The sequence below is a fragment of the Mariniflexile litorale genome, assembly GCF_031128465.2.
GTDB classification, from domain to species: Bacteria; Bacteroidota; Bacteroidia; order Flavobacteriales; family Flavobacteriaceae; genus Mariniflexile; species Mariniflexile litorale.
The window spans coordinates 307,172-320,854 of sequence record NZ_CP155618.1; the positions used below are offsets into that span (position 1 = coordinate 307,172).

At 33.5% G+C, this 13,683-nt stretch carries 8 protein-coding genes; all 8 read right to left on the bottom strand.

Translation table 11 applies throughout. From position 1 onward, the window contains the following. Window positions 1-50: 50 nt before the first annotated feature. Window positions 51-1,910, bottom strand: a complete 1,860-nt coding sequence (locus tag QLS71_RS01310) for a hypothetical protein (protein WP_308991339.1) — start codon at window positions 1,908-1,910, stop codon at window positions 51-53. A gap of 146 nt (window positions 1,911-2,056) precedes the next feature. Beyond that, window positions 2,057-5,203, bottom strand: coding sequence for a glycoside hydrolase family 2 TIM barrel-domain containing protein (locus tag QLS71_RS01315; protein ID WP_308991338.1), 3,147 nt, complete (start codon window positions 5,201-5,203; stop codon window positions 2,057-2,059). A gap of 4 nt (window positions 5,204-5,207) precedes the next feature. Next, complete coding sequence (locus QLS71_RS01320; protein ID WP_308991337.1) at window positions 5,208-6,221, bottom strand: N(4)-(beta-N-acetylglucosaminyl)-L-asparaginase; 1,014 nt, start codon at window positions 6,219-6,221, stop codon at window positions 5,208-5,210. A 30-nt stretch (window positions 6,222-6,251) separates the two neighbouring features. Continuing rightward, window positions 6,252-7,370 (bottom strand): putative glycoside hydrolase, encoded by a 1,119-nt coding sequence (locus QLS71_RS01325; protein ID WP_308991336.1) that lies wholly within the window; start codon window positions 7,368-7,370, stop codon window positions 6,252-6,254. A 17-nt stretch (window positions 7,371-7,387) separates the two neighbouring features. Then, window positions 7,388-8,464: a carbohydrate-binding family 9-like protein gene (locus QLS71_RS01330; protein ID WP_308991335.1), complete on the bottom strand. Its 1,077-nt coding sequence runs from the start codon at window positions 8,462-8,464 to the stop codon at window positions 7,388-7,390. Between the two features lie 3 nt (window positions 8,465-8,467). Further along, a complete protein-coding gene (locus QLS71_RS01335) occupies window positions 8,468-9,433 on the bottom strand; it encodes a glycoside hydrolase family 130 protein (RefSeq protein ID WP_308991334.1) in 966 nt (321 codons plus the stop codon). Between the two features lie 36 nt (window positions 9,434-9,469). Beyond that, window positions 9,470-11,347 (bottom strand): sodium:solute symporter family protein, encoded by a 1,878-nt coding sequence (locus QLS71_RS01340; RefSeq protein WP_308991333.1) that lies wholly within the window; start codon window positions 11,345-11,347, stop codon window positions 9,470-9,472. Beyond that, window positions 11,348-13,603, bottom strand: a complete 2,256-nt coding sequence (locus QLS71_RS01345) for a GH92 family glycosyl hydrolase (RefSeq protein WP_308991332.1) — start codon at window positions 13,601-13,603, stop codon at window positions 11,348-11,350. It lies immediately after the preceding gene. Window positions 13,604-13,683: the final 80 nt, after the last annotated feature.

A 13,683-nucleotide genomic window follows, 5' to 3' on the forward strand; every position in this document is an offset into this window, starting at 1 on the left:
TTATTTAAATTGACACTTATCTCTTTATCCTTTAACAAAGACTTTTATTACTATTCATTTTTTGTAGAAATAAAAACATCATCTATTAAATAGCTTGATAAATTTTGTTTTTCATCAGCCCTTTCCAATGGAGGGTTGTTTGTTTCATTTGGCGTATTTCTGCTAGGTAAATTATTGTAAGCCCCTGTTCTGAAGGAAATTCTTTCTACTGATTTTACAGCCATTACAGCAGGTAAGTTCTCCGCTATTATTTCATCGTTAATGATTACAGAATAGGCTCCTAAACCAATTGCACTATATTGAATTTTAAAGGAATACCATTTTCCTGTATCAAAGCGCATTAAATTTTTCTTTACTGCACCCTCAGTAACTTTAATATACGCATCATTGTCAAACGATATTTGCACAGGACTATTCCCGAATTGGTCTGTAATATCCACATCAAATTGCGTTGTGTCTTTCGCTATGACTTTTACTTTAAAACTTGCTGTAACTACTTTTCCTTCCTTAAAAACACGTATTGCACGGCAATAATCATACGGATCTATATCGTTCATTTGCAAACATCTATTGCCGTTACTTTCATTTACCAAACTAGCTTTTGCCCACTTGGGAGCATTAATATTCCAGTCGATAATGTGTCCTGCAACACTCATATTTTCAAAATCATCGGTAACATCTTTATCTACTTGGTATTTAATCGGTGTTGGAATTCGGCACACCCACATATCTTCTTTGTTCATACTGTAAGTCATCCACATATCCGTACCTGGAGGATTTCCATTTCCAGGAGTGATACCACGCATATAACACGGACCAAAATCTTTCCATATTCCAGAAAATCTTCTTACCGGAATTTCTGCTTGTGCTAGTAGAAGGTTATCGTATATAATTCCGTCATCACTGGTTACAATAGACATCGGGAAACGATATTGAGTTTGGTCGATTGGATTATATGAAATTGCATACCTACCATCTTCCGTTTGTTGTCCCCACATTTTACCGCCAGACATAACAAAAGTATTTGCTTTTACTGGGTCAGAAAAAGTAGTACCTCCATCATCAGAAAGTGCTGCAAAAGATTTTTTCCAAAGCCCGACAGTCTTTCCATCTTTTCGCTTGTACCAGTTAAAAGCTTGTTTTGAATTGTTGAAGCTATAAAAACCATCTACTCCATTGTCTTCTTCAAACCATTGCAAAGTTATTAATTTATCATTTAAAAGAGAATTACAAGCTGCTAGAAACCCTTTATCTTCTGATTTTTCATAGAATGGATATGAAGTATTGGATTCATTCCAATTCGTTTGGCTATCATATCTTATAAAATAGATAGGTCCCAAAGTTCCATTTTTATAAATTTCGCGAACAACACGTCCAATCCCATTTTCTCTAAATGGATTTTCCGTATGTCCATAAAACGCCAGAGTAAGCATGCGTCCATTGGGTGCAACATAAAACCCCATTCTTTGGTGCATCATATAACCCGTAGAACCTTCTGGAATTGTAACATCTTTTGGTGCTTTATACGTAGGAAAAACCACTTTAGGAAAACTCCAGTCTTTCCCATTCTTAGAAGTAATCAACATCGTATGTACAGGAGCTCTATGCTCATCCTTTTCTCCACTGATATATTGTTGGTAAAACTGACCATTCCAATACGCTAGGTTAGACGCATGATTATAGGTCCATCCATAATCGTCACTTAATTCTGGATGTGTACGATTGGCTCTTAAAGTTTGAATATTTTCTACGCCAATAGCATACCGTAATCCTGCCTCATGTGTAAACGGATTAATATGTGTACCTCCAACATAGCGTATCGGTTCGTTTTCACTACCTGTTTGCGCTTTTGAAAATTGAAAATTCAGGATACACAGGACAAACAAAAAATTTGTTACGATTGTTTTCAATTTGGGAACTAAATTCAATATTTTAAATATGTACTGTACTCTCATTTGTTTCTTGAAAATTTATTATTTTTTTGGAAATTCCTTTGATACTTCTGTTTGGATGTTTTCGTTTTCGGTAATAAAAAATATTTCTACTATGTATTCCACTAATTTTTTAAACTCGGTCTTATTTTAAATTGATACTCATAAACCTTCGCTCTTAATAAGTATTTTTCCATTGGCCAAGCACCCCAACTATCAATACTTCCCAATCCCATTTGTTTACCGTCTAATTTTAAACTAGTTAGATCTCGCTCTTTTAAATCGGCTGAATTTCTTTGGTCTTTCTCTAAACCATCGTCTAAATCTTCTGTCAGATAATTCAAGGCTGTCATACTAAATAAATTATCAGATTCTACACGTAAATTCACCTTTGTATTCGACACATCAAGCCATCTCACATCTGTTTTATTACCTGTTTCTTGCGGACGGATATATGGAAAATATTGTTCTGAAACTGTTTGTTTATAAACACCAACCTTTGCGCTGTAATTTCTATCATTATAGTTTTCGTAAGGTCCTTTTCCGTAGTATGAAATCTCACTAAACGATTTAGGAAGTATCATTTCCATTCCGAAACGTGGCAACAATGGTGTTTCTTTGCTTTTATCTATATTTAATTTTTGTTGCACTTCTAAAACGCCTGCACTATTAAATTCATAATTAATAATTAATTCCGAAAAGACTTTGGGTAGATAATAAATAGCTGTTGCTGTTATTGTATTATTCTTATTTTTTTGATAGTCAAAACTTATTAAAACCGGGTTTTCTACAGCTTGTTTCCATGGCAATAATTTTTTCTGAAATTGTGCCCCCATATCATTATCCGTTGGAGCTCTCCAGAAATTAGGTTTTAAATGATATCCCTCTTTTAAAACAGGAGTATCCTTAAATGTATACCTATTCATAAAACCTGTTTTCTTATTAAAAGACAATTCTGCTTTGTCACTTTTAAAAACAATCGATTCCTTCTCATTTGTAACCGTCATTGCTATCCCACTCTCCAACATTCTATTGTTTTTCCAAACACCTTTTAAGTGAAGTTGTTCTGTTGCAATTTCAAAACCTTTAGGCAAAAATGGTTCTTCTTGTTTTAAAATGTAACTAATGTTAACATAAGCTTCTGTATATATTTTTCCTTCTAAATGAATAGGCAAAGCATACGTTTCTGCTTGTTGCGGATCCATTTTTAAATCCGTAATTATTCCTGCTTCATCTTCCACACCATCTAAAACCAATGTCCAATACAAACTCACATTACGTAAGCTTTTGAAGAAAAACTCATTAAAAACCTGTATCCGTATCGCATCTTTACTTTCCCAGGAGGTATGAATGTCCTGCTGCACACTTTTAACTTCATAAGCGTGCGGATTTGGTTCCCTTTCAGGGTTAAAGACCCCATTATTTAAAAAATTATTATCACTTGGCACATCTTGAGGTCCGAAATCACCACCATAAGCAAAAATTTTGACACCATCTTCTCTAATTTTATAAACCGATTGGTCTATCATATCCCAAATAAAACCACCTTGAAAATTTTTATGAGCTCTAATTACATCCCAATACTCTTTAAAATTCCCCATAGAATTCCCCATGGCATGTGCATATTCACATTGGATAAAAGGACGATCAGGATTAGGGTTTGCTTCTATATATTCTTCCATTCCTGTCGGTGAACTATACATGGGATCTATAATATCTGAATTCCAATCAAATTTTAGTGTTTTTCCTTCCCAACCAGCAGCAGTTGCTCTTTCATATTGAATAGGTCTAGATGGATCGCGTTCTTTCATCCAAAGATAACCACGATAGAAATTATAACCGTTACCAGCTTCATTACCCATACTCCAAATAATAATGGAAGGATTATTTTTATCCCGTTCAACCATTCGTTTCATACGTTGTAAATGTGCTAACTCCCAATTAGGTTTGTTACCTAATGTTTTAGTAATGTCATAACCCATGCCATGCGATTCTAAATTGGCTTCATCTACTACATAAATTCCATAGATATTACATAGCTCGTAAAAATATTCATCATTAGGGTAGTGCGACATTCGAACCGCATTGATATTAAATTGTTTTAAAACCTTAATATCTTGCTCCATACGTTCTTTGGAAACTGTTTGCCCAGTTGTAGGGTCCGTTTCATGACGATTTACGCCTTTTATGTAGATAGGTTGCCCATTAACCAGTAATTGACCGCCTTTAATTTCCACTTTTCTAAATCCTACATTTTGAGAAATAACCTCAACTGTATTTCCTTTTTTATCTTTTAAAATAAAAAGTACTTTGTATAAGTTTGGAATTTCTGCACTCCATTTTTTAGGATTTTTTACTTCAAAATCAAAAGTTGATTTTTTGGTTGTCTCTTCAAGTTGAATGGTTTTTGAAGTTATTAACGTTCGATTGTCTTTTAACTGAACGACTAAAGTATATCCGTCTTTTTTTCTAAAATCTGAAAACTCCGTTGAAATTTTTAAACTTCCATTTGTATACGTAACATCTAAATTTGGTGTGATTTCAAAATCTATTAGATGTGATTTATTTCGAGCATACAAATAGGTGTCTCTCGTAATACCGCTCATTCTCCAAAAATCCTGACACTCTAAGTAAGAGCCATCACTCCATTTCATGACTTTTAATACGATTGTATTTTCTCCAATTTTCAGAAACTTATTCAGTTTGAATTCTTGGGGTAATTTTCCATCTTCACCATAACCAACATACATCCCGTTAACCCAAACGGTTAAATTCGATTTTGCAGCACCAACATGAAGAAACACCTCTTTATCTTTCCAATTTTCATCCATACGAATGACTCTTCTATATACACCAACTGGGTTATATGTAGTAGGCACCAAAGGAGGATTTACTTCTATTAAATTTTTAAAATCGTAGGTTGTATTTGTATACACCGGATAACCATACCCATTTACATCCCAATTTGCAGGAATTTTAAAATCATCCCAAGTATGATCATCAAAAGTTATATGTTCAAATCCGTTAGGTAATTCCGAAGGACTATCAACATACTTGAATTTCCAAACACCATTTAAATCCAAATAGTTATTAGATCCTTTCCAATCGCCTTTTTCAGCTAATGTTTCATTTTGATATACATAATATGAAGCATGCATAGGCTCCCTGTTTTCTTCATTAATTTTCTCATTTAACCAAAAAGGCTCTTTATTTTGAGCCTTGATGGACAATGAAGCTATTAAAAATCCTATTATGTACAGTATGTTTTTCATGCCGTTAATTATCCCAAGTCATTTTGAATTGAGCATCTTCCATTCTATTGCCTTTATCTTCATCGTAAACGGCATAGTTAAACCCTGATCTTAAACTGTATCCGCCATATTCACCATTTTTGTTAATGGCAATAAAACCAACTTGCAAATACTCCATATCTTTATGGTTTTTATGTTTATCATAAATACGTTCTACAATTTCTTTACAAGCTTCATCTGGACTTTTTCCTTGACGCATCAATTCAACCACCATCGCACTACCAGCCGTTCTAATAACTGCTTCTCCTAAGCCTGTTGCTGCTGCCGCTCCCACCTCATTATCTAGAAATAAACCAGCACCTATTATTGGAGAATCTCCTACGCGGCCATGCATTTTCCAAGCGGCACCACTGGTGGTACAACCACCCGAAATATTACCTGCTTCATCAAGAACTAACATACTGATGGTATCGTGATTTTCAATATTTATTACAGGTTTATATTTAGATGCTTCTAACCATTTTTTCCAGTCTTTTTCGGACTCTGGTGTGAGTAAATTTTCTTCTTTAAAACCTTCTTCTAAAGCAAATTGAAATGCTCCTTCACCAGACAACATAACATGTGGCGTATTTTGTAAAACTCTTTTTGCTACAGAAATAGGGTGCTTAATACCTTCTAAAAAACTAACCGATCCGCAATCACTGTTATGATCCATTATACAGGCGTCTAAAGTAACTTTACCTTCTCGATCTGGATAACCACCATAACCGACACTTCTTATATTGGGGTCGCCTTCTGGAATGTTCATACCAGACTCAATAGCATCTAAGGTTGGTTTTCCATTTTTTATTTGTTTCCATGTTTCTTCATTAGCAGGCAAACCATGATTCCATGTGGAAATAATCAATGGTTTTTTTTGAGTTTTATCTGTAACTGCTGTCGTTGTTTCACTTTCAGCTATTTCTTTACAACCTACAATCGTACTTATTCCTAGAGTTCCTAAGGCTGTTGTTTTTATAAAATTTCTTCTATTTGACATAGGTATGTTCTTAAAATTAAAGGCTGTAGATTATTTTAGTTTAGCTTTCATTTCTTTGATAGCGTTTAAGTGTCCCTCTGTTAAAGCTGGTCCATCAAAAAAAGTAACCCCTTTGGCTCCGTTTTCTTTCGCTAATAAAATAGCTTGTTTTAATTCGTCTTCCGATTTAAAAGCTGGCAAATAAACACCTGTATTTATTTTTGTTTTTTTTCCTTCTAGGTCTGTTACTCCTTGCTTAGTAGCATACCCCACCCAGTCAACTTCTTCATTATAAAAACCGTGATAAATCATTGGATATACCTCATCAATATTCCATTTATCCCAACGTTGACGTACCATATGATCTGCCATTTCTGGATAAGGAAATACAGCAGCTGTTAAATTTTTATTATATTTATGTACTATATTGTAAGCATCATCTACTACCGCTTTGATTGCATTTAATCTAAAATTTTTCCATTCCATATCAATGGATGTATTATGACTTTCTTTTGGATTTTTATGATGTATTTTTTCGAACGCACTAATACATGCATCACAATAGCAAAAATCGTATTCTGGTAATTCGGTATCCTGAACTAAATTATATTTGGGAAGTAACCCTATAGGTAAGAAGATATCGCTAAAACGAATGTAGTCTAAATGTACACTTTCAATGCCGTCCACCTTTGCCAACCCTTCAACCAAGCTTAGTACATGATTTCTGGAAGCTTCTCTTGTTGGACATAGCCATTGGTAATAATCTACATAAGGACGTGTATCAAAAGATGATTTTCCTTCCTTACTAACAACGTACCATTCTGGATGTTTTAATGCTATGGTATCGCCTGGTCGGTTCATAGCCATAATCCATGCATGTACTTTTAAACCATTTTTAGTAGCTACCGGTACTAAACGTTTTAAAAGTGCTGGATCTGTATTTGTGTTTATTAAAATCTCATCAATACCTGCATTTTTGTATTTTTGAAATTCTTGTGCATAATCGTCATCTGTTCTTTTAGCGTCTGCTGTAATCCAAACTCCAAATTCAAAAGGTGTTTCCGTTTTTTCGATTTCAGACTCATTATCATCTATTTTTTTTGATTCAGTATTTGCACATGAAAAGATGTTTAGTGCCAATACAAAAAGTAATAATGTCGTTAATTTCATGTGTTTGTATTTATTGTTTATTTTGATATAATTTTTCCATCCTCTTTAATAATCAAAATCTTATTTGAGAAAGGACTTTTTACTGAAAGATTAAACCCAGATGCATGATTTTCTAATATCGGACTAAGGGTTTTATCATTAATAATAATCTCTTCTTTAGAAATACTATCTAAACTTGTTGCCCAAGACTTATGGGTTTTATAATAGTCTTTTTGGGCTCTGTACAAGCTGTATAATTCCCATTTTGCAATTTCTTCTTGAGGTATTGAAAACGTATCCTTAACACCAATTTCATTAGAAGAAAAATAAACATAGCCCCATTTTTCTGGTTCGTGCATATTTACAACCCCCATAGGTGACCAAACCCAGTTGTATTCTGGAAGAAATTTTCCGTTGGTATCTTTTTTAAGTTGATACTTTCCATTAGTAACCGTATGTTGCCAATTCACACGTGAAAAATTCACTCTCCAAAAATCATCTTTAGGAACATTCTCATGATAATAAGAGGTTTTGTAAGCGGTCCATGGAATGGCCATTTCTAAAACCCAGCCTGTATCAATATCTAGCGGGTTATTTATTGTTCCATTGATTTTAACCGCCGATTTTAAACCTGTAAGCGTCCAGTCGTTTAAAACCACATTTCCTTCTTCTCTATACGGTTTGTTTATAAATAAATCCCAAACGGTATTTAAAGCATTTATTTCTAATTCATAATAGTTCTGGGTATCGTTATCGGGATCTATAAAAACCTCAAAATCATTATTATAAAAAATAATGGTATCTCGCTGTTTTAAGCTTGCCCATACATGAGGTTCTTCAAGCTTAGCGAGAATATAGTAGTAATTATCATCCCAAAGCATTTTAACTTGTGTCTTATATTTAGGCTTAATGACACCTTCTATATCCATAAAAACATCTGACCATTCTGCCTTACCCCAAGAAGTATCAGATCCATCACCATCAATAACAATTTTCTCTAATGTTTTATATGCTACAAATGTTTTGGGTGTGATTTTTTTATTTGATTGCGCACATCCTAAAATAGAAAAACAACTGATTGTTACTAACAATAAGGATCTAAACCTACTTTTCATATATTATAAACTATTATTTTTAGTAAACTCAATAACCTCACTTAACTTCCCAAAAGCCATAGCCACCACCGTATCGGCAGCTCCATAATAAACGGCCAATCTATCCTCTTTAGTATCATGCAATGCTGCACATGGGAATACCACATTACCAACATCGCCAACTTGTTCGTAAAGTTCTGCAGGCGCTAATAAATAAGGTTGTGTTCTATATTTTACTTTATCGGGTTCATTAGTATCTAAAATAGCTGCTCCCATAGAGTAACGGAAACCATTACAGGTATTAATTACCCCATGATATAACATAAGCCAACCTTCATCTGTTAGAATTGGAATGGGCCCTGCTCCTATTTTAGTGCATTGCCAAGCGCTATCTTCAAAATGAGATGCCTTCATAACACATCTATGTTCTCCCCAATATTTCATGTCTGGACTGTAACTTATGTAAATATCACCAAAAGGTGTATGCCCATTATCACTTGGACGACTTAACATCGCATACTTACCATTTATTTTCTGAGGAAACAACACACCGTTTCTGTTGAAAGGTAAAAAAGCATTTTCACATTGAAAGAACTCTTTAAAATCAAACGTATAACCAATGCCAATGGTTGGTCCATTGTAACCATTACACCAAGTAATCCAATAACGATCTTCTATAAAAACAACACGCGGATCGTATTTATAATCTGAATCAATCATTTCTGTATTACCAGCTTTCATTTCAATAGGCTCATGATTGATGTCCCAATGAATACCGTCTTTACTAAAGCCTGCAAAAATATTCATCTGCACTGCTTTATTATCACATCTAAAAACACCTGCAAAACCATCCCCATAAGGTACTACAGCACTATTAAAAACACTATTAGACGATGGGATAGCATATCTATCAATAATAGGATTTTCAGAATAACGCCACATGACGTCTTTGCTATTTTCTGGTTTATCTTGCCAAGGAATATTACTCACTTTATTTATTATTTATAGGTTTAACTTTATTTATTATTAGTCTGGTAGTTTTCTAACAACATCTAACCATGTGTATTTTAATATAGCCGATGTTATTAAAAAGACAATTAAAGAAATGATCATTTTTGGATAATCTCTAATTAAAAGAAATATAGGCAAAACAATCATGCTAGACTGCCACACAATGCCTATTGCACAATTTAACATATCTTTTCCAAAATCTTTATTTGCACTAAAAGAAGCATCTTCACTTTTTAATGCTTTGTAAACAGGTTTCCAAAACCCCCAAGGCCTTACATTTTTGTAAAAATCTTTTAAAACAAAAATATCTGTTGGTCTGGTTAAAAATGTACCTAAAATACTACCTAAAACAGAAAATGAAAATATTATAGGAAACAAATATATGGCTTGTAACTCTGATAGGCGATACAACCACGTACCTACTTCAAAACTTCCTTTATTTTGATCTAATACAAATTGTAATGAAGCAACTACTAGTCCTGCAAACATTCCCCAGAAATAACCCCAACCATTAAAACGCCACCAAACCCACTTTAAAAAATTTGCTGCTACATAGCCTCCAAATAAGGAACTCGTAATCCAAAGTGTTAGTGAGTTAATGGAATCTGCATAAAAACCCATAAAAACACCTAATCCAACGATAACAAAAGATGCTATATGACTTATTTTTATGTAATGTTCACTTGTCGCTTCTGGTTTAAAATATTTTTTATAAATGTCATTTACTATATAAGCTGGTCCCGCATTTACAAACGCCGAAAATGTAGACATGAATGCAGCCAATAAGCCTGCTAACAACAAGCCTTTTATACCTACAGGTACATGAAAATTAATAACCGTAGGAAGTAATATTTCTAAATCCTTGCCTGTTAATGCTGGATTTTCACTCATTTGAGGTGCCAGAGTTACCAATGCAATAACCACAATACCGCCAATTAGTAAATACCTTGGAATAAATAAAATGAGATTTGTAAATCCACTCATATATGCTGCTTCCTTAACCGATTTTGTTGAAAGAATTCGTTGCAAATCATAACTTGGTGTGGGTCCTGCAATACTCGCAAAAAAACCTTTAAATAAAGACATGCCTACTAAAGCTCCAAACATTTTGTAGCCTTCAGAGTCTATTAAATTATTAAAAGCCTGATATTTAGAACTCCAATGGGTATCTAATTCCCACCCGAAAAATATATTTTTCCATTCTTCTGAAATTACTGATGTAATTTGGATATCTGTATAATAAATAAGGGTGTATCCTGCCACTAACACCCCTGCAATAACCATGATACCGTATTGTAAGACTTCGGTAGCTACCACAGAAAACATACCGCCTTTAACCGTATAAATAGTAGTTAATAAGATAATAATCAACGCATATGAATGTTCTGAATTAAGTAAAGTGCTTTGTCCTAAATTAAGCGTTAAATCCCAAGGTAAAATAACAGTCATAAATTTACCAATACCTTCAAAAAAGTATGCAATGAATCCTATGGCTGAAATGATAGCAAAAATGGCTACTATAATATGAGAAGCTTTACCTGCCCTATCATTTCCAAAGCGTGTTAGAATCCATTCAGACCCTGTCATTACTTGAGATCTTCGAATCCAAACCGCTAAGAACATCATAATGAATATTTGATTCCAAATAGGCCAAAGCCACATAAACAGAAAGCTTTTTACACCATACAAAAATAAAATACCAACCATCCACGATGTTCCAGAAATATCAAACATTCCTGAGCCATTACTTAAGCCTAAATAATACCATTTAATAGATTTACCTCCTAGAAAATATTCATCGAGTCCTTTTGATGCTTTTTTAGAAATCCAAATACCAACACCTACGGTTAATAGTATGTAAAATATAATAATACTTAAATCAATAATATTCATTTAGTTTTTGTTCTTTTTAAGTGTTACACCCCATGTTTTATTTGGCTCAGACCCCATAACAAAATGTAAAATACCGCCTTCTAATATTTGCTGATGCGAAATAGATGTTTGATTAAATTCAACGCCATTAAGTGTTGCTGACTGTATATAAAAGTTTGTGTTTGAAATATTTTCAGCTTCAATAACAAATGTTTTTTCTTCTGCAAGTTTAATGGTTGATTTTTCAAAAAGAGGACTTCCTATTTCATAGTCTCCTGAAGCGGGGTTCATAGGATAGAAACCTATAGAACTAAAAACGTACCAAGCAGACATTTGTCCACAGTCTTCATTACCGCTTAATCCATTTGGTGTTGTATTGTATTGGGTATTTAAAATATGATGCACCCAGTATTGCGTGCGCCACGGTTTGTTCGCTTTATTAAACATATATGCAATATGATGGCTTGGTTCATTACCATGTGCATATTGGCCTATTAACCCAGAAATATCAGCAGATATATTATTTCCTGTAATTTCTGAACTCTCAGTGAATAATTCCTCTAAACGATTTGTGAAGATGTTATCACTTCCATGTAATGAAATAAAATCTTCAACATTATGAGGTACAAACCAACTGTGTTGCCATGCATTACCTTCGGTATAATCTGTTTGCTCTCTATGATTTGAGTGTTTTGGATCAAAAGGTTCATTCCATGATTTTCCATTTTCAGATTTCCCTCTCATAAATCCTGTCTCTGGATCAAACAAATATTGATAAGCTTTAGAACGATTCAAGAAATATTTGTAATCATCTTCTTTACCTAAGTCTTTTGCCATTTGAGCAACACACCAATCATCAAAAGCATATTCTAAAGTAATAGTAACGGATTCGTCTAATAAATTATAAGGTACATAACCATACTTTTTATAAAAATTTAATCCACGATCATCTTGCATCATGGTTTGTTTCATCGCTTCATAAGCCTTTTCAGCATCAAAACCTTTAATGCCTTTTTTGTAAGCATCTACAATTACAGGAATAGAATGGTAGCCTGTCATCGTATTGGTTTCATTAGCATATAGCGTCCATACAGGTAATATTTTTTTAGTCTCGTAATACGCTAACATAGAATTAACCATGTCTGAAACTTTGTCTGGAGCTAGAAATGTAAGTAATGGATTTTCAGCTCTAAAAGTATCCCAAAGTGATAATGTAGAATAGGCGATATAATTGGTAGCTGTAACTATGCTATCGTTTTCTTTTCTAAATTCGCCATTTTTATCACTATAAGTTACAGGCGCTATTTGAGAGTGATAAAGCGCCGTGTAAAATATAGTTTTTAGTGAATCAACAGGAGTTTCAACTTCTATTTTGTTTAAAGCGGTATCCCAAATAGTTTTAGATTCTGCTTTTACCTTTTCAAAAGTTAAATCATCAATATCTAAATTCTCTTTTGCATTACTAACACTTACAGATGAAACTGCGACTTTCACAAATAATTCATTAGAAATTTTATTATCAAAAAATAGCTGAGATTTAACTTTGTCTCCTTCAGCAAACATGTTTTCTCTTTGTTTTCCATCTACAACTAATACATGTTGTGAAATTGGTTTAGAAAATTTAGCAACAAAAAACACCTTTTGATTTTTTGCCCATCCCGTACTAAATCGGTAACCACTCATAGTATATTCGTCTTCAATGGTAATAGATGTGCTTAATGCTTTATCCCAATTAATAGCGAATCCCAAATCTACGACTACAGATTGTTTATCATTTTCTGAAAATGTGTATTTATGATATGCCGTACGTAATGATGATGTTAACTCTACGTTTATTTTAGGAGTCTCTAAAAAAACCTGATAATATCCTGGACTCGCCTTTTCATTATCATGACTGTAAGATGATTTATATGGAAGTGAATCCCTTGACGTGGTATTGATTGTTAAATCAACATTTTTATTTACTGGCATAAATAAGATATCGGCCAAATCACCAATACCCGTTCCGCTTAAATGCAAATGACTAAACCCTGCTATAATAGAATCTGAATAATGATATCCTGAACACCAATCCCAACTTGAAATACCATTGTCTGGACTTACTTGAACCATTCCAAAAGGAACCGTAGCCCCTGGATATGTATGACCATGACCACCTGTTCCTATAAAGGAATTTACAAATTCACTTGAATCTTTTTCAGGTAGACTATTATTTACGTTATTTTTGCAACTAGTTATTAAAACTAAAAACAAGATTGACTTTGTAATGTTCTTCATAGCAAACTGTAGTAATTTAATGTTAAATTTTCATGAATTATCTGGTTATTGAAATTAATTTAGACGGACAACACTTAAAA